The sequence below is a fragment of the Gaiella sp. genome (genome assembly GCF_057140465.1).
Window position 1 is genome coordinate 19,457 of sequence record NZ_DBNHWK010000066.1, and the last position, 16,965, is coordinate 36,421.

The window sequence follows — 16,965 nt, forward strand, 5'->3', positions numbered from 1 at the left end:
GACCCTCTCGCTCCCGGGGCGACGGCTACACTCGCCGACGATGGCCGCGCCGGAGCACGACCACGACCACGCCGACGTCGACACCGCCCTCGAGGAGGAGGAGGAGGCGCGCGCCGCTGCCGAGCACGAGGCGCGCAAGCGGATCGCCCTCTCGCAGATCAGGCAGTACGGGGACCCCGCGCTCCGCATGCGGGCTGTCGAGGTCGAGTCCTTCGACGACGAGCTGCCCCGGATGGCGGAGCGGATGATCGCGCTCATGCACGACGCCGACGGGATCGGGCTCGCGGCGACGCAGGTCGGCATCCTGCGCCGGTTCTTCGTCTTCAACGACGGCGAGGTGGCCCGGATGGTCGTCAACCCCGTGATCACCCGGTCGTCGACCAAGACGGAGGTCGACGAGGAAGGCTGTCTGTCGCTCGGGACGGTCCGCGTCGACGTCGAGCGCCCGCTCGAGATCACGCTCGAGGGCACGGACGCGCTCGGCGAGCAGGTCGTCCTCGAGCTCGAGGGGCTCATCGCTCGGGTCGTGCAGCACGAGGTCGACCACCTCGACGGCGTGCTGATCGTCGACCGCACGGATCCGGAGTCGCGCCGGGAGGCGCTCCGGCAGCTCCGCCCGAGGCTCCTGCTGTCGCAGTGAGCCCCGCGGGGATCGCCGTCGCGGCGACGGCGCCGTTCGGCGCGGACGTGCTCGAGCGCCTCGCGGCGTCCCGCGAGGTCGTCTGCCTCCTGACGAGGCCCGATGCGCCGACCGGCCGGGGCCGGCGGCTCGCGGCGCCGGCTGCGAAGGTGACCGCCGAGCGTCTCGGGATCCCGGTCCTCCAACCCGAGCGCCTGGAGCCGTCGCTCGACCTCGGGGCCCCGATCGTCGTCGTCTGCGCCTACGGCGTGCTCGTCCCTGCCGCGCTGCTGGCAGAGCGGTCCTGGCTCAACGTGCATCCGTCGCTGTTGCCGCGATGGCGGGGCGCCGCCCCCGTCGAGCGGGCGATCCTGGCAGGGGACACGGAGACCGGGGTCACGATCCACGAGACGGTGGAGGCGCTCGACGCCGGCCCGACCGTCGCGCAGGAGTCGTTCCCGATCGCCCCGGACGACGACGCCGGCGCCGTCTACCGGCGCGCGGCCGACGTCGCCGCCCGCCTCCTCGACCGCGTGCTCTCCGACCCGGAACCGGTGTTCGTCGCGCAGCCCGACGACGGTGTGACCTACGCGGAGAAGATCGGCCCGGCGGATCGCGTGCTCGACCTCACCCGACCGGCAGAGGAGCTCGTCCGCCGCGTGCGGGCACTGTCACCGCACATCGGGGCGCGCGCCGTCCTGCACGATCGCCCGTTGATCGTCTGGCGGGCGCGGGTGGGCGACGACGGCGCGTTCGAGCCGCTCGAGGTGCAGCCCGAGGGCGGCCGTCGGATGCCCGTCGAGGCGTGGCTGCGCGGCCTCCGCTGATGGCGGCGGTGGTCGCGCCCGCACGCGTCACGGCCTACGAGGTGCTCCGCCGTGTCTTCGAGGACGGGGCCTGGGCCGACCGGGCGCTGCGAGCGGCCGCGACGGGCCTCGACGACCGCGACCGCGCCCTTGCGCAACGCCTCGCCTACGGGGCGGTGCAGCGGGCACGCACCCTCGATCACGCGATCGCGACGCTCGCCCGGCGCCCCGTGGAGCGGATCGACGCAGAGGTGCTCGCGGCGCTTCGCCTCGGCGCGTACCAGGTCGGCTTCCTCGACGGGATCCCACGCTACGCGGCGGTGAACGAGTCCGTCGAGCTCGTCCGCCGCGCGGGCTCCGTACGGGCCGTTCCGTTCGCCAACGCCGTCATGCGGCGTCTCGCAGAACGGATGCGGGGACTGCTCGCGGGGCTGCCCGAGACGACCCCGGGGGAGGCCGCCCTCCTGCACTCGTACCCCGACTGGGTCGCCGAGGTCTGGTGGCGCGACCTCGGCCCCGACGGCGCCCGCGCGCTGATGCGGGCGCAGAACGAGCCGCCGGAGCTCGCCGTCCGCCGTGTGCACGGGGAGATCGAGGGCCGTCCGGACGACGTCCTGCCCGATGCGTGGATCGTCGACCGCGTCGACGAGGCGGCCGTCGCCGCGGGGCGCATCTGGCCGCAGAGCCGTGGCTCCCAGCTCGTCGGGCACGTCGTCGGCTCACGCGCCGGGGAGCGGACGCTCGACCTGTGCGCCGCCCCGGGAGGCAAGGCGACGATGCTCGCCGGCGACGTCGTCGCGGTCGACGTGTCGGCGACGCGTACCCGCGAGCTCGAGGAGAACGTCCGTCGGCTCGGGGCGACGCGGGTGACGGTCGTCCAGGCAGACGGTCGCGACCTGCCGTCGACGCTGCAGGGCTTCGACCGCGTGCTGGTCGACGCTCCGTGCTCGGGGCTCGGCGTGCTCGCCGCACGCCCTGACCTGCGCTGGCGGGCGGAGCCGCTGCCGGCCCTGCAGCGCTCGCTCCTGTGCGCCGCGATCGAGCGCGCGCGCCCGGGAGCGACGGTCACGTACTCCGTCTGCACGGTGAACGCGGACGAGTCGGAGGCGGTGGTCGACGAGGTCGGGCTCCCGCTCGACGACCTCGGCGCCGAGTGGCCGGCGTTCGCCCATCCGCGTCGGCCCGAGTTCCTGCAGACGCTGCCGCACGTCCACGGGACGAGCGGCTTCTTCGTGGCGCGCCTGCGCGTCCCCTGAGCGCCCTGCGGGTGCCTCGCCGGGGCCCGGGGTACGATCGCCGCGTGGGGTGGCCCCAGTGGATCCGAGGCGGCGCGGAGGTCGAGCCGTCGCTGTACGCCGCCGACTTCCGGCGGCTCGGAGCGCAGGTCGACGAGCTGCTGGCGGCGGGCTGCCGCGTGTTCCACTTCGACACCGGCGACGGGCACTTCGTCCCGCCGGTGACCATCGGCCCGGTCGTCCTGCGGAGCATCGCGGAGGGCATCCACGCGGCCGGCGGCGTCGTCGACTGCCACCTCATGGTCACCGACCCCGTCCACCACTTCGACGAGTTCGCGCGCTCGGGCGCCGACTCGGTCACCTTCCACGTCGAGGCGACGGACGACCCGGCCGGCGTCGCGGCGGCCGCGCGGGAGCTCGGCCTCCGCGTCGGCGTCTCGTTCAACCCGGGGACGTCGCCGGACAGCGCCGCGGCGGCGGCCGAACGGGCGGCCGCCGACCTCGTGCTCGTGATGAGCATCTGGCCCGGGTACTCGGGACAGCCGTTCATGCCGGAGGCGCTCGATCGCGTCGCCCGGCTCGCCGAGCTCGTCTCCTGCCCGGTCCAGGTCGACGGCGGCGTCGGTGAGGAGAACGCGCAGGCGTTGAGGCAGGCCGGCGCGACGCTGCTCGTCGCCGGGAGCGCGATCTTCTCGGACCCGGAGCCGGCGGACGCGTACCGCCGTCTCGTCGCCCTCGCGGCATGAGCGTGTGGCTCGATCGGGCGCTCGCGCTCGCGGAGCGAGGGCGTGGCACGACCCATCCGAACCCGGTCGTGGGCGCGGTCGTCGTCCGCGACGGCGCCGTCGTCGGCGAGGGATGGCACGAACGCAAGGGTGAGCCGCATGCGGAGGTGCACGCGCTCCGCGCAGCGGGCGACCGTGCCGCCGGCGCGACGCTCTATGTCTCGCTCGAGCCCTGCGACCACCACGGCGCCACGCCGCCGTGCGTCGACGCGGTGATCGCCGCCGGCATCGCGAAGGTCGTCGTCGGCTCGCTCGACCCCAACCCTCGCACCTCGGACGGGATCGCCCGGCTGGGCGCGTCGGGGATCGACGTCGAGGTCGTCGACAGCCCTCCCGCCCGGCGGCAGAACGAGGCCTGGCGGACATGGATCGCCGTCGGCCGCCCGTTCGTGACGTACAAGGCCGCCGTGACCCTCGACGGACGGGTCACGGTTCCCGGCTCTCGGTGGGTCACGGGGCAGGGCTCGAGGCGCCGGGTCCACGAGCTCCGCGCCCGCTCCGACGCGGTCGCGGTCGGCATGGGGACGGTTCGCGTCGATGCGCCGCGCCTGGATGCGCGGGACGTCCCGGTCGTGCGGCAGCCGCGGCGACTCGCGTTCGGTCGAGGGCCGCTCCCCGCCGGCTCCGGGCTCGAGCTGCGGACAGGTGCGCTGGACGACGAACTGCGTGCGCTGGCGGGCGAGGGCGTCCAGTCGCTGCTGCTCGAGGGCGGGCCGACGCTGGCGACGGCGTTCGTGGAGGCAGGGCTCGTCGACAAGGTCGTGCTCTTCGTCGCGCCCACGCTCTCGGGTGCAGGCCCGACGTGGCTGGGCGAGCTCGCCGAGCCGCTGAGCCTGACCGGTGTCGCGGTCGAGCGCGTCGGGGACGACGTGCTCGTCGAGGCGTACGTCAACGAGCCCTAGCGACGTCCGGCGCCACACCGAGATCCCGCTCGAGGTCACGGGCGCGCCGCTCCTGATCCGGCGTCGCCCTCCCGAGGCGCTCCAGCACACGAAGCGCCCGCAGCGCCCACCACGGGGCGGCGTCGGCGGCCGGCGTGCGCAGCGCAGCCCGGGCGTGCGCGATCGCGGCCTCCGCGTCCCCGTCCGTCTCGGCCACCCAGGCGGCGACGAGCGAGCGCGACGTCTCGCCGAGCCCACGCGGGTCGTCGGCGCGGCCTTCCTGTGCGGCGAGCGCGGAGCGCACGGCGTCGGCTCGCCCCTCCGCGAGCCACGCTCCGGCGATCCGCTCCAGCGCGAGCAGCCAGTCCGCGGCGGTGTACGGGAGGGAGAAGCCGGGAAGCAGGTGCTCCGGGTCGAGCGTCGGCGGCGGCGCCAGGCCGAGCGACGCGATGTCGACGTCGACTGCCCGGTGCATGACCCTGCCGTAGGGGCTGTCCGGGAACATCCCTGCGCGCTCGGCGAACCACGTGGCGATCCGCGCCAGCGTCGTCCCGTCGCCGCGAGCGGCCGCGATCGGGCTGAGCACGAACCAGGTGCGGACGACCGCCCGCTCGTACCCGTGTGCGACGCCGATGGCGGTGGCCTCGGTCCCGGCGGTGAGCGCAGCGTCCCAGGCACCCCGCTCGAGTGCCCGTTCCGCCCGGGTCTGGAGGATCCAGGCGCGCTGCTCGTTCAGCCCGCGTGCGTCTGCGAGGGCCTCGACACGGTCGGCCGATCTCGAGAAGGCGGCATCGTCCATCACCATCACGGTGGCCGCCCGGAGCACGCTCGCGGCGTCGCGCCAACGGCCCGCGGCCTCGAGCCGGTCGCCGAGCTCCGTCAGCTCCGACGCATCGACCTCCACGACCTCCGTGCGCAGGCGAAGCTCGCACTCCGTCGTCGCGAGCACGAGGTCGGGATCACCGAGGGCGTGCGCGATCTCGGTCGCCTCACGCGCCTCGTCGAGAACGGCCCGTACGTCGTTGTCGATCCCTATGCGCGCCCGGATCGACGCGAGGGTGAGCGGGAGCCGGGCGGCGGCGTCCTCCGTCCCGATCGCCTCGAGCCCGCGCTCGGCGATCGCGAGCGCCTCCGCGAAGCGCGTCTGCTCGAAGCGCACCCGCGAGAACGCCGACGCGGCCGTGCCGAGGGCACGGCGTGCCTCGTGTGCCGCCTGCTCGCCGGTGGCCGACGAGAGCACCGCCTCGAAGGTCTCCGTCGCCTGACGGAACGCCTCGCCCGCCTCTTCGAAGTCCCCGATCCCGTCGAGCGTGTCGCCGAGACGCCGCAGGCGGCGGCCGAGGGCGAGCGGCTCTCCCGGCGGGGTGAGGTCGATCGCGCGCCGAAGCGATGCGCGTGCGCTGTCGTAGGCGCCGAGCGCGATCCCCCGCTCGGCGCCCCGTTCGAGCCACGCCGCCGCCTCGACGGCGACCTCGTCGCGCGGGCGACGCCCCCCGATCGTGTGCCCGAGCCGCGGAGCGCTCTCGACGGCATCGGCGAGGTGCCCCCCGATCGCGGCCGCGGCGTCGTCGATCCGGTCACCGGCTGCGCCCTCGAGCCACTCCGCGAGCCTCAGGTGGAGGCCTGCGCGCTCCGCCCGGGCCAGGCTCGCGTAGCCGGCGTCGCGGACGAGCGCGTGCCGGTAGGCGTAGGTGTCGCCGCCGATCGCGCCCGGCACGGGGCCGGTGACGATCGCGCGCTGTGCGAGCTCGTCGACGGCGGCAGCGGGCTCGCTCGCGCCGAGCGCGCCGAGAGCACCGAGCGGAAAGCGGCGGCCCGCGACCGAGGCCCGCCGGGCGACGGTGCGCGCGCCATCGGGAAGGTCGTCGAGCTGGGACGCGTAGAGGGCCTGGATCGTCGTCGGCAGCGTCACCTCCTCGGGCGCGATCGTCAGTGACCACGACCCGTCGGGCCCGGCGCGCAACGCGCCCACTCCGACCCAGGTGCGGAAGAGCTCCTCGATGAACAGGGGGTTCCCGTCCGAGCGCTCGACGATGCGCTCCGCGAGGCTCTCGGTCACGGCGTCGCCGACGAGCGCGGCGACCAGGCTCCGGGCGTCAGCCGCCTCGAGCGGCGCGAGGTCGAGCACCGCCCAGGCGTCGTCGAGGTGGACGAGACCCGACGGTCTCGTCGTCCCGACGACGAGCAGGTCGGGCCAGGCGGTGTCGTCCGCGAGCACCTCGACGAACGCCCCGTCGTCGCGCCGCGCCCAGTGGAGATCCTCGACGAGCAGGGCCGTCGGCCGGTCATCGAGCAGCAGCCGGAGGCCGTCGCGCCACGCGTCGAAGAGCTCGTCCCGCTCGACTCCCGGACGACCCCTGCCGCCCGGGCGCGGAGGCTCGACGACGCTCAGCATCTCCTCGGCGATCACCGCCGCGCGTCCGGGCGTCGCACCCGCCGCGACGAGCCGCTCGGCCAGACGCTCGGTCGCCGCGCCTGCAGGTGCACCGACGTCGTCGGTCTCGAGCGCGGCAGCGACGAGCTGCCGGACGAGGGGGAAGGGGGCGGCGGCCTCCGGTCGGAGCCGAACGCGCACGATGCGCCGCGACTCGTGCGCGAGCAGGAGCGCGAGCTCGGCGAGCAACCGCGTCTTGCCGACGCCCGGTTCGGCGACGACGAGGACGCGCTCGCGCTGGGTGGACGTGGAGCGCGCGGCCGCCTCGAGGAGCCGGGCGATCTCCGTCGCCCGCCCCAGAACGGGCGCGCGGAGGCCGCCCATCGCCAGCTCACGCGAGCGCTCGGGCCGTGGGCCGACGACGAGCTGGGCGAGGATCGGCTCGGACTTCCCCTTGAGGTCGACGGGGACGGCCGTGTCGAGCTCGATCGCCTCGGCGACCGCGAGCGCGGTCGCCGGCCCGACGAGCACGCGACCCGGGGTCGAGGCCGACTGCAGGCGTGCGGCGACGTTCACGACGTCCCCTGTGACGCGTCCGCGGTCGGTGCCCTGCCCCTCCTCGGGGACGGACGGCGCCACGACCGCCTCGCCGGTGTTGACACCGACCCGAACCCGGAGCTGGTCGGCGTCGAGGCCGAGCCGCGCTCCGAGGCTGTCGACGCCGTTGACGATCGCGAGGCCGGCGCGGACAGCCCGTTCGGCGTCGTCGTCGCGCCCCGACCCGAGCCCGAAGGCCGCCATCACCGCATCGCCGATGAACTTCTCCAGGCTGCCGCCGTAGCGGCCGACGGTGTCCCGGACGACGCCGAAGTACGCGTCCTGGATCGCGGAGACGTCCTCGGGGTCGAGCTCCTCGGCCAACGGCGTGAACTCGACGAGGTCGGCGAAGAGGACGGTGACGATCCGGCGCTCGATGTCGTCGGGCATCGCGTCGCGCCACTCTATCCCGACCCGCGTGTCACGGTCGTGCGGCGCGGGGTGCGCACGGAGGCGTCGGGGCCGCCGTCGGGCGCCGCGACCCGGGGCGGGCGTGGGGCCCAGGGCGAGGACGCGATCGCCCCGACGCGCGCGACAACGTAGCCTTGCGGTCGTGTTCACCGGGATCGTGAGGGAGATCGCTCGCGTCGCCGGCCTCGAGGGCGGCGACGACGGAGTGCGCCTGCGCATCGCCGCGCCGGCGACGGCGCCCGCGACCACTGTCGGCGACTCGGTCGCGGTGAGCGGGGTCTGTCTCACCGCGGAGTCGGTCGACGGGGACGCGATCGTGTTCCACGCGGTGCCCGAGACGCTCTCGCGGACGACGCTCGCGTCGCTCTCGCGCGGGGACGAGGTCAACCTCGAGCCGGCGCTCCGAGCGGGGGAGCCGCTCGGCGGGCACATCGTGCAGGGGCACGTCGACGATATCGGGCGCGTGCAGTCCGTCGAGGCGGAGGGCGACGGTCTGCGCGTCTTCGTCGAGGCCCCGGCGGGAATCCTCCGCTACTGCGTCGAGAAGGGCTCGATCACCGTCGATGGCACCTCGCTCACCGTCGCCGAGCTGCACGACGACGCGTTCGGCGTCGCGCTCGTGCCGCACACGCTCGCCGCCACGACCCTCGGCTCGCTCGTTCCCGGTCGCCAGGTGAACCTCGAGGTCGACGTGCTCGCGAAGTACGTCGAGCGTCTCCTTCCGGAGGGCCGCTGATGCGCTTCGAGCACCTGTACCGCCTGACGTTCGGCTATCCGGACGGCTGGATGGTCTCGATCGACGGGCCGCGGGGGAGCGAGGAGCAGTGGCTGTTCTTCGCCGAGGGCCGCGCCGACGGCGCGGTGAGCGGTCGGTACCGCGGCGCGAACCACCCGCGCCGGCGGACCGACGAGACGTTCGTGCCGGACCTGCAGGGCGTGATCGAGACCGCCGACGGCGCCACCGTGTTCGTCGACATGCACGGGTACGGGCGCGCCTACCCGCCCGGCCGGCGGCAGATCGTGGTCGCCGTCACCCACCTCGCCGACACCGAGCCGTACACGCGCCTGAACGACGTGCTGTGCGTGGGCACGGGGGAGGTGCGGTCGGGTGGGGAGGACGAGGAGACGGTGCTCGTGATCGACGTCGCCGAGCTCGTCTGGGAGCCGCCGCCCGCGTGAGGCCGTGAGCGGCGACCAGGGGATGCGCGGCGCAGCACGGCTACGATGCGCGCGATGAGCGAGACGTCGGCCGTGGAGCGCGCGTCGCCGTTCGCGACGATCGAGGAGGCCCTCGAGGAGATCCGCGAGGGCCGGTTCGTCGTCGTCGTCGACGACGAGGACCGGGAGAACGAGGGCGACCTCACGATCGCCGCGCAGTTCGTGACGCCGGAGGCCGTGAACTTCATGGCCACGCACGGGCGCGGCCTGATCTGCCTCTGCCTCACGCCGGAGCGGTGCGACGACCTCGGGTTGCGGCAGATGACGGATCAGAACGAGACGCCGTACGGGACGGCGTTCACCGTCTCCATCGAGGCGCGGGAGGGTGTCTCGACCGGGATCTCCGCCGCCGACCGCGCACACACGATCCAGGTCGCGATCGACCCCGGGTCGGGGCCGCGCGACCTCGTCCAGCCGGGCCACGTCTTCCCGCTCCGGGCCCGCCCCGGCGGTGTGCTGCAGCGTGCGGGACAGACCGAGGCCGCCGTCGACCTCGCGCGGCTCGCGGGCGTGGCGCCGTCGGGCGTGGTCTGCGAGATCATGAACGACGACGGATCGATGGCGCGCGTCCCCGACCTGATCGGGTACTGCGAGCGTCACGGGCTGAAGATGGTCACCGTCGCCGACCTGATCGAGTACCGGCGGCGGACCGAGCGGCTCGTGGAGCGCGTCGTGTCCGTCCGCCTCCCGACCGAGTACGGCGAGTTCCGCGCGATCGCGTACCGCGAGCTGCTCACGGGGAAGCAGCACGTGGCGATCGTCAAGGGCGACGTCGAGGGCGCGGCGGACGTGCTCGTCCGCGTGCACTCGGAGTGCCTCACCGGCGACGTCTTCCACTCGTTCCGGTGCGACTGCGGCGAGCAGCTCGAGCTCGCCCTGCGGCACATCGAGCGCGAGGGCCGCGGCGTGCTCCTCTACCTCGCACAGGAAGGACGTGGGATCGGCCTCCTCAACAAGCTCCGCGCGTACGAGCTGCAGGAGAACGGGCGCGACACCGTGGAGGCCAATCTCGAGCTCGGGTTCGCCGCCGACCAGCGCGAGTACGGGATCGGCTCGCAGATCCTCGCCGACCTCGGTCTGACGACGATCAGGATCCTCACCAACAACCCGAAGAAGATCGCGGGGCTCGCGGGCTACGGCCTCACCGTCGTCGCCCAGGAGCCGATCGAGGTCGTGCCGAACGAGGAGAACCGCGCGTACCTCGACGCGAAGCGCGAGAAGCTCGGGCATACCATCGGACGCCGCATTCATCATCAGCGGATGCGATACGAACCCGACGACTGGAAGGGAGCCGAGGCGTGAGCGACGGCTACGACACCCCGCGCTGGGACGACGACGAGGTACCGGAGCTCGGCGCGCCGCCGTCGCCTCCCGCGTCCGAGGAGGCCGTAGCCGAGGACGCGGAGCTGCTCTCCACCGGGAGCCCCGCCGACGCTGCCCTCGACGACCCGTGGGAGCGGGCCGCGCGGGAGACGCGCGCCGCCGAGGCGTCCGACGCGGAGGACGTCGATCGCTCGAGCGAGAACGTGCTCGCCTCCTGGCCCGCGTCGGCTCCCGACACGGAGGCGCCGGAGGCTCCCGCCCCGGTGTCCGACGCGGCCGCCGAGGAGCGCCCGTCGGTGAGCGAGGGCTGGTCCTCGATGCCGCCGTCGTCCCCGCCTGCCGAGGAGGCTGGAGCGTCGACGATGGTGGCGGCGGGGCTGGCCGGCGAGCCCGAGGGCGCGTCCGAGGAGGCGGCCGTGATACCCGAGGGGGCACCGCCGGAGCTCGGATCGACGACGGCGGAGCACGCACCCGGGGAGCTCCTCGTCCCCCCGGGCTTCCCCCTGCTCGAGGGTGTGCCGCGCGGAGAGCGCCGTGCCGTCGGGATCGTCGTCAGCCGCTTCAACGGTGACGTCACGACGCAGCTGCTCGACGGTGCCCTCGCCGAGCTCGCCGATCGCGGGGTGGCGTCCGAGGCGATCACCGTGATGCCCGTCCCCGGCGCGTTCGAGCTCCCGCTCGCCGCGATGGCGCTCGCCAAGACGAGGCGCTTCTCCTGCATCGTCGCGCTCGGTTGCGTGATCCGTGGCGACACGCCGCACTTCGAGTACGTCGCCTCCGAGGCGGCGTCGGGCGTGCAGCTCGCCGCGATCGAGACGGGCGTACCGGTGGCGTTCGGCGTGCTCACGCTCGACAGCGCCGACCAGGCCGCCTCCCGCCTCGACAAGGGCGCCGAGGCGGTGCGCACCGCGCTCGAGATGGCGGACGTCTTCGCCAACCTCCGGGCCGCGGCCGCGCGCTGACCTCCCACCCGGCGGAGGCCCGCGGAGCGGGCAGCTGGTCCGTCGCGCCCGACCCGGGTTCTCCGCTACCATTCGCCGCCGCGTGTCCAGGATCTGCGCCATCTGCGGGAAGAAGCCGTCCTTCGGGAACAACCGGAGCCACTCGATGGTCGCCACGAAGCGGCGCTTCAACCCGAACCTCCAGCGCGTCCGCCTCGTCCTCGACGGCAAGCCGACGCGCGACTACGTCTGCACGCGCTGCCTCAAGGCCGGCAAGGTCGTCAAGGCCGTCTAGGTCGCCCGCCGGTACGGGCGTAACCGCCCCGACGGACAGGTCGTCTAACCTCGGGCGGATGGAGAGAGACCACCACCTCGCGCGCGAGACTGCGCACGGCCGGATCGCGATCTCGTCCGCGGCGATCGCGCAGATCGTGGGCCGTGTCGCCGGCGAGTGCTACGGCGTCGTCGGGATGGTCGGGCGTCGGGGCCTGATACGGCTCCGCGGACGCGACCCGATCACCGCCGGGGTCCACGTGAACGGGCGTGACGAGGGCCTCGAGATCGAGCTCAACGTCGTCGTCGAGTACGGGCTCAACCTCGCCGAGGTCGCATCGACGATTCGCACGAGGGTTGCGTACGAGGTCGAGCGGCAGACGGGGCTGCCGGTCGCCTCGGTGGAGGTGCGCATCGAGCACGTAAGGCGCTCCGACTGATGGATCTCGCCAAGGCACGGACGCTCGCGCGGTCGGCGCTCGCCAACCTCGAGCGCCACAAGCGGCGGATCAACGCCCTCAACGTCTATCCGGTGCCGGACGGTGACACCGGAACGAACCTCGTCGCGACCGTCGACGGCGTCGTGCGGGCGCTCGAAGCATCCCGGGCGACGACGCCGGGACAGGTCGCGGACGAGCTCCGACGCGCCGCGCTGATGGAGGCGAAGGGCAACTCCGGTGTGATCCTCAGCCAGATCATGCGCGGGATCACGGAGGTCGTCGGGGCCCACGAGCACGTCGACGCGGACGTCCTCGCCGCGGCGCTGCGGCAGGGCACGACCCGCGCCTACCAGGGCGTGAAGCGCCCGGTGGAGGGGACGATGCTGACCGTGGTCCGCGAGATGGCCGAGGAGGCAGAGCGGCCGGACGTGCGTGTGCTTCCCGTCGAGGACGCCCTCGGGGCGATCCTCGCGCGCGGCGACGACGCCGTCCGTCGCACCCCGGAGATGCTGGACAAGCTTCGCGAGAGCGGCGTCGTCGATGCGGGCGGTGTCGGGCTCGTCGAGCTCTTCCGCGGGATCCACGCGGCGCTCACGGGGGAGCCGCTGCCCGACGTCCCGGCCGCGCTCGACGAGCTCGACGAGGACGCGATCCACCACGAGGAGTCGCAGTTCCGCTACTGCACCGTCTTCGTCGTCGAGGGCGACGGGCTGTCCCTCGACGACCTCGAGCGGCAGCTCGAGCCGCTCGGCGACTCGCTGCTCGTCGTCGGGGACGCGTCCCTGGCGAAGGTCCACGTCCACACGGACGACCCGGACGCCGCGCTCGGCATCGGTCGCGCGCTGGGGACGGTCGACGGGGGCCGCGTGGAGATCGGCGACATGCACGGGCAGGCGAGCGAGCGGGAGCGGTGGCTCTCCCAGCTGCATGCGGCGGCGCAGGCTGCGCCGACGACTACCGCGCTCGTCGCGGTCGCACCCGGAGCGGGGAACCGGAAGATCTTCGCGAGCCTCCGCGCCCACTTCGTGATCGAGGGGGGGCAGACGATGAACCCGTCGGTCGGGCAGATCCACGAGGCGGTGACGGCGGTCAACGCCGACCACGTGGTCGTGCTCCCGAACAACAAGAACGTCCGCCTCGCCGCCGACGAGGCGGCGAAGGCCTCGACGAAGGACGTCCGGGTGCTCGGCACGACCTCGGTGCCCGAAGGGCTCGCGGCGATGCTCGGGTTCAACCCCGACGATCCGATCGACGTCAACGAGCGACGGATGCGCCAGGAGGCGGAGGGGGTCGCGACCGCCGAGATCACGATCGCCTCGCGGGACACGACGGTGGACGGCGTCACCGTGAAGAAGGGTGCGTGGCTCGGGCTCGTGGACGGCGCTGCGATCGCGAACGACGAGTCGCTCGACAGGGTCGTCGACGCCGTCGTCGACAGGCTCGTCGCGGACGACCGCTCGTACGTCACGATCCTGCGGGGTGAGGAGGCGCCACCGGAAGAGGCGTTGCGCGCGCAGATCGCGCGCCGGCACCCGGAGCTGGAGCTGGAGGTGAAGTGGGGCGGCCAACCGCACTACGCGCTCTTGCTCTCGGCGGAGTAGGCCGGTGACCGTTCGCGTGCTGCTCGTCGAGGACAGTGACGTCTACCGGTCGTCCCTCGAGCTCCTACTCGGGCTCGAGGACGGGATCGACGTCGTCGCGGCCGTCGCGACGGGTGAGGACGCGGTCGCGCAGGCCGTGTCGCTGCGGCCGGACGTCGCGCTCGTCGACCTCCGGCTGCCCGGAATGGGCGGGATCGACACGACGCGGGCGCTGCTCGGCGCGACGCCCGGTATCGCCGTCGTCTGCCTGACCGCGGAGGCGACCGGAGACGAGCAGGAGGAGGCCCGTGCCGCGGGCGCGACCGCCGTCCTCGGCAAGGACCAGCGGCCGGCGCTCCTGGCCGACGTCGTCCGCGGCGCGGTGTCCGCGACGGATCCGCAATAGACTCCGCAGGAACTTCATGGAGCTCACGACCGAGAACACCGCGATCGTCCTCGACTCGACGTCCGACTTCCTCGACGCCGCGGCCCTCTACCCGAACATGCGGGTCGTCCCGCTGTACGTGCGGTTCGGCGACGAGAGCCTCCGCGACGGGATCGACATCACCCCGGAGAGCTTCTACCGGCGGCTCGCCGAGGCGCCCGAGCTCCCGACCACGTCGCAGCCGACGCCGCAGGACTTCGTCGCCGTGTACGAGGAGCTCGCAGGCTACGACCGCGTCTGGTCGATCCACCTCTCCGCGAAGCTCTCCGGCACGTACCAGTCGGCCGCGCTGGCGATGGACGAGCTCGGCGGCGACGCCGTCCGGCTCGTCGACACGGAGACCGCGTCGTGCGCCTGTGCCCTGCTCGCGCTCGCGATCCAGCGCCGCCTCGAACGGGGAACGACCGATGCCGAGGTCGCCGCGCTCGTCGACCGGTTCAAGGCCCGCAACGGCGTCGTGTTCACCGTCGACACGCTCGAGTACCTCCAGAAGGGCGGGCGCATCGGCCGGGCCGCGGCGTTCGCCGGCGGCCTGCTCAACGTCAAGCCGATCCTCTCCGTCGAGGACGGCGTGATCGCCCCCGTGTCACGGGTGCGCGGCCGTCAGAAGGCGCTGCAGGAGTTCGGGCGGCTCTTCGCCGACGACACCGAGGATGCCGCCGGCCTGCGGATCGCGATCGCTCACGCGAACGCGCCCGAATGGGTGGAGGTGATCACGACCCTCGTCCGCGAGCTCCGGCCGCAGGCCGAGATCGAGCTCGTGCGGCTGCTCGGCGCCGTCGTCGGAACCCATGCGGGCCCCGGTGCCGTCGGCTTCTTCTGGTTCCAGGACGACTGAGAGCCCGGACGCGTCGACCGCGCCGGAGTGGGGCGCCTGCCGGGGCGATCGCGCTCCCGCCGCCGGTCCCGGACCTATACTCGGGACGTGCCCCGCGCCGGCTCAGTGACCCGGCTGCCGGCCGGCTTCGCCGGCGTGGACCCGCCGTCCGTGTGGGCCCCGACCCGCACGACGCCGCGCCCCGAGGCGCTGCTGGCATCGGTGGAGACGCTCTCCGGCGTCGGTCCGGCGGCGCGGGCGAAGCTCGCGGGGCTGGGGCTCGCGACGGTCGGCGACGTGCTCGCCCATCGGCCCCGCCGGTACGAGGCCCCCGCTCCCCGGCGAACGATCAGCGAGCTGTTCGGCGAGGACGAGGCGGTCATCGAGGTGCGTGTGACGCGCGCCTCGGGGCGGCGGCGCGGCCGGCTGCACGTGGTCACGGCCACCGTCCGCGACGACACGGGGGAGATCCGCGCAACGTGGTTCAACCAGCCGTGGCTGGAGCCGAAGCTCGTGCCGGGGGCGCGGCTCCGGCTGCGCGGGCGGCAGAACCGCTACGGCTTCGCGGTCGACGCGTACGACGTCGACCCGACGGGAGACGGCGACACGAGCGACTACGCGCCCGTCTACCCGGCGACCGAGGAGCTGGCCCAGAAGCAGCTCCGCTCGGTCGCCTCGGCCGCGCTCGCGTACGCGGGGGCGGGTGGCGACCCTCTGCCGGCCACGGTCCGCGCGCGCGAGGGGCTGCCGCTGCGGGGGGACGCGCTCGTGGCGGTCCACCGTCCGAGGACGCCGACCGAGGCGGAGGCCGCCCGCCGCCGGCTCGCGCTCGACGAGCTGCTCGTCCTCCAGCTCGCCCTTCGGCGGCGCTCCTCCGAGCGCGAGTCCCTGGTCGCGGCGGCGCTGCCGCCGCCCGGCCCGCTCGTCGCCCGCTACCGGGCGGTGCTGCCGTTCAGCCTGACCGACGCGCAGGAGCGCGCGATCGCCGAGATCGACGGCGACCTCGTGCGGACCTCCCCGATGCAACGGCTGCTCCAGGGCGACGTCGGCGCAGGGAAGACGGCGGTGGCGCTCTACGCGTTGCTCCGGGCGGTCGAGGCCGGACGCCAGGGGGCGTTGATGGCTCCGACGGAGACCCTCGCGGAGCAGCACTTCCTCACGATCGAGGGCGTCTGCGCAACGCTCGGCGTCGGCGTCGCGCTCCTCACGAGCTCGCTTCCCGCCCGGGAGCACGAGCAGGCGCGGCAGCTGATCACGAGCGGCGGTGTCGACATCGCCCTCGGCACGCACGCCCTGATCCAGCGTGACGTCGCGTTTGCCGACCTCGCCGTGGCCGTCGTCGACGAGCAGCACCGCTTCGGCGTCGAGCAGCGCAGCGCGCTCGCCGGCGGGACGAGCCCGCACGTGCTGCACATGACGGCGACGCCGATCCCCCGGACGCTCGCGCTCACCGTGTACGGCGACCTCGACGTCTCCGAGATCTCCGCTCCGCCTGCCGGCCGCCGGCCGGTGATCACCGCGTGGGTCACCGACGACCGCAGCTCGGAGGCCTACCAGCGCCTCCGGCGGCACCTGGACGAGGGTCGGCAGGCGTACGTCGTCTGCCCCCTGATCGAGGAGTCGGAGACGACGGTCGCCCGCGCCGCCGAGGCCGAGGCCGAGCGCCTCCGCGCGGCCGAGCTGGACGGCTACCGGGTCGGGTGCCTCCATGGGCGCCTCAAGCCGGCCGACCGGCGCGAGATCATGGCGCGCTTCAAGGAGCGGGAGATCGACGTCCTCGTCGCGACCACGGTGATCGAGGTCGGCGTCGACGTCCCGAACGCGACGATCATGATCGTGCAGGAGGCCGACCGCTTCGGGCTCGCGCAGCTGCACCAGCTCCGCGGCCGGGTCGGCCGCGGAGCCGACCAGTCCTACTGCCTCCTCGTCTCCCGTCCGCGCGAGCAGCTCACCGAGTCCGCGGTCGAGCGCCTCGAGGCGATGGTCGAGACGGCGGACGGGTTCGAGCTCGCCGAGCGCGACCTCGAGATCCGCGGTGAGGGACAGCTGCTCGGCGCACGCCAGGCCGGCCTCTCGGATCTCCGGTTCACGCGGCTGCGGACCGACCGCGATCTCCTCGAGCGGGCGCGGGGGATCGCCCAGGGCCTGGGCGACGAGGGCCTGCTCGACGTCCTCGTCGATCGGGTGCTCGGGGATTCGGCGCACGCCGGGGAGTCGTAG

At 74.0% G+C, this 16,965-nt stretch carries 16 protein-coding genes; 15 read left to right on the forward strand and 1 reads right to left on the reverse strand.

Going from position 1 to position 16,965, the window contains the following annotated elements:
• Positions 1 to 40: 40 nt before the first annotated feature.
• Genes def through ribD form a run of 5 tightly spaced genes read left to right on the forward strand, consistent with a single transcriptional unit; the run spans position 41 to position 4,347 of the window.
• Positions 41 to 640, forward strand: coding sequence for a peptide deformylase (def, locus tag AC162C_RS09370; RefSeq protein WP_484097317.1), 600 nt, complete (start codon positions 41 to 43; stop codon positions 638 to 640).
• A complete protein-coding gene (locus AC162C_RS09375) occupies positions 637 to 1,446 on the forward strand; it encodes a methionyl-tRNA formyltransferase (RefSeq protein WP_484097318.1) in 810 nt (269 codons plus the stop codon). The genes def and AC162C_RS09375 overlap by 4 nt, the downstream gene beginning before the upstream one ends.
• Positions 1,425 to 2,681, forward strand: a complete 1,257-nt coding sequence (locus AC162C_RS09380) for a transcription antitermination factor NusB (protein ID WP_484097319.1) — start codon at positions 1,425 to 1,427, stop codon at positions 2,679 to 2,681. Before AC162C_RS09375 ends, AC162C_RS09380 begins: the two co-directional genes overlap by 22 nt.
• Before the next feature lie 44 nt (positions 2,682 to 2,725).
• A complete protein-coding gene (locus AC162C_RS09385) occupies positions 2,726 to 3,406 on the forward strand; it encodes a ribulose-phosphate 3-epimerase (RefSeq protein WP_484097320.1) in 681 nt (226 codons plus the stop codon).
• The gene (ribD, locus tag AC162C_RS09390; protein ID WP_484097321.1) at positions 3,403 to 4,347 is read left to right on the forward strand and encodes a bifunctional diaminohydroxyphosphoribosylaminopyrimidine deaminase/5-amino-6-(5-phosphoribosylamino)uracil reductase RibD; all 945 of its coding nucleotides are present in this window, start codon (positions 3,403 to 3,405) and stop codon (positions 4,345 to 4,347) included. The genes AC162C_RS09385 and ribD overlap by 4 nt, the downstream gene beginning before the upstream one ends.
• Here the strand turns inward: ribD and AC162C_RS09395 are convergent.
• The gene (locus tag AC162C_RS09395; protein WP_484097322.1) at positions 4,334 to 7,687 is read right to left on the reverse strand and encodes an ATP-binding protein; all 3,354 of its coding nucleotides are present in this window, start codon (positions 7,685 to 7,687) and stop codon (positions 4,334 to 4,336) included. The two genes, ribD and AC162C_RS09395, sit on opposite strands and share 14 nt — an antisense overlap.
• Positions 7,688 to 7,850: 163 nt before the next feature.
• Between AC162C_RS09395 and AC162C_RS09400 the strand changes: the two genes are divergently transcribed.
• The 10 genes from AC162C_RS09400 to recG all read left to right on the forward strand — a co-directional run bounded on the left by AC162C_RS09400 (position 7,851) and on the right by recG (position 16,965).
• Positions 7,851 to 8,444 carry a riboflavin synthase gene (locus AC162C_RS09400; RefSeq protein ID WP_462973394.1) on the forward strand — a complete coding sequence of 198 codons (594 nt, stop codon included), beginning with the start codon at positions 7,851 to 7,853 and terminating at the stop codon, positions 8,442 to 8,444.
• Positions 8,444 to 8,887: a hypothetical protein gene (locus tag AC162C_RS09405; RefSeq protein WP_462973395.1), complete on the forward strand. Its 444-nt coding sequence runs from the start codon at positions 8,444 to 8,446 to the stop codon at positions 8,885 to 8,887. The genes AC162C_RS09400 and AC162C_RS09405 overlap by 1 nt, the downstream gene beginning before the upstream one ends.
• Positions 8,888 to 8,941: 54 nt before the next feature.
• The gene (locus tag AC162C_RS09410; protein WP_484097323.1) at positions 8,942 to 10,228 is read left to right on the forward strand and encodes a bifunctional 3,4-dihydroxy-2-butanone-4-phosphate synthase/GTP cyclohydrolase II; all 1,287 of its coding nucleotides are present in this window, start codon (positions 8,942 to 8,944) and stop codon (positions 10,226 to 10,228) included.
• Positions 10,225 to 11,211 carry a 6,7-dimethyl-8-ribityllumazine synthase gene (ribH, locus tag AC162C_RS09415; RefSeq protein ID WP_484097324.1) on the forward strand — a complete coding sequence of 329 codons (987 nt, stop codon included), beginning with the start codon at positions 10,225 to 10,227 and terminating at the stop codon, positions 11,209 to 11,211. Before AC162C_RS09410 ends, ribH begins: the two co-directional genes overlap by 4 nt.
• 82 nt (positions 11,212 to 11,293) lie before the next feature.
• The gene (rpmB, locus tag AC162C_RS09420; protein WP_462973398.1) at positions 11,294 to 11,485 is read left to right on the forward strand and encodes a 50S ribosomal protein L28; all 192 of its coding nucleotides are present in this window, start codon (positions 11,294 to 11,296) and stop codon (positions 11,483 to 11,485) included.
• A gap of 58 nt (positions 11,486 to 11,543) precedes the next feature.
• Positions 11,544 to 11,903 (forward strand): Asp23/Gls24 family envelope stress response protein, encoded by a 360-nt coding sequence (locus AC162C_RS09425; RefSeq protein ID WP_462973399.1) that lies wholly within the window; start codon positions 11,544 to 11,546, stop codon positions 11,901 to 11,903.
• Positions 11,903 to 13,504, forward strand: coding sequence for a DAK2 domain-containing protein (locus tag AC162C_RS09430; RefSeq protein WP_484097325.1), 1,602 nt, complete (start codon positions 11,903 to 11,905; stop codon positions 13,502 to 13,504). Before AC162C_RS09425 ends, AC162C_RS09430 begins: the two co-directional genes overlap by 1 nt.
• 4 nt (positions 13,505 to 13,508) lie before the next feature.
• Positions 13,509 to 13,889, forward strand: coding sequence for a response regulator (locus AC162C_RS09435; RefSeq protein ID WP_484097326.1), 381 nt, complete (start codon positions 13,509 to 13,511; stop codon positions 13,887 to 13,889).
• Between the two features lie 16 nt (positions 13,890 to 13,905).
• A complete protein-coding gene (locus tag AC162C_RS09440) occupies positions 13,906 to 14,766 on the forward strand; it encodes a DegV family protein (protein ID WP_484097327.1) in 861 nt (286 codons plus the stop codon).
• Between the two features lie 87 nt (positions 14,767 to 14,853).
• Positions 14,854 to 16,965: an ATP-dependent DNA helicase RecG gene (recG, locus tag AC162C_RS09445; RefSeq protein ID WP_484097328.1), complete on the forward strand. Its 2,112-nt coding sequence runs from the start codon at positions 14,854 to 14,856 to the stop codon at positions 16,963 to 16,965.

Bases quoted from the DNA above. Each gene is read 5' to 3' on its own strand.
- def (WP_484097317.1), top strand. From the start codon at position 41: ATGGCCGCGCCGGAGCACGACCACGACCACGCCGACGTCGACACCGCC.
- ribD (WP_484097321.1), top strand. From the start codon at position 3,403: ATGAGCGTGTGGCTCGATCGGGCGCTCGCGCTCGCGGAGCGAGGGCGT.
- AC162C_RS09395 (WP_484097322.1), bottom strand. From the start codon at position 7,687: ATGCCCGACGACATCGAGCGCCGGATCGTCACCGTCCTCTTCGCCGAC.
- AC162C_RS09405 (WP_462973395.1), top strand. From the start codon at position 8,444: ATGCGCTTCGAGCACCTGTACCGCCTGACGTTCGGCTATCCGGACGGC.
- AC162C_RS09410 (WP_484097323.1), top strand. From the start codon at position 8,942: ATGAGCGAGACGTCGGCCGTGGAGCGCGCGTCGCCGTTCGCGACGATC.
- AC162C_RS09425 (WP_462973399.1), top strand. From the start codon at position 11,544: ATGGAGAGAGACCACCACCTCGCGCGCGAGACTGCGCACGGCCGGATC.
- AC162C_RS09430 (WP_484097325.1), top strand. From the start codon at position 11,903: ATGGATCTCGCCAAGGCACGGACGCTCGCGCGGTCGGCGCTCGCCAAC.
- AC162C_RS09440 (WP_484097327.1), top strand. From the start codon at position 13,906: ATGGAGCTCACGACCGAGAACACCGCGATCGTCCTCGACTCGACGTCC.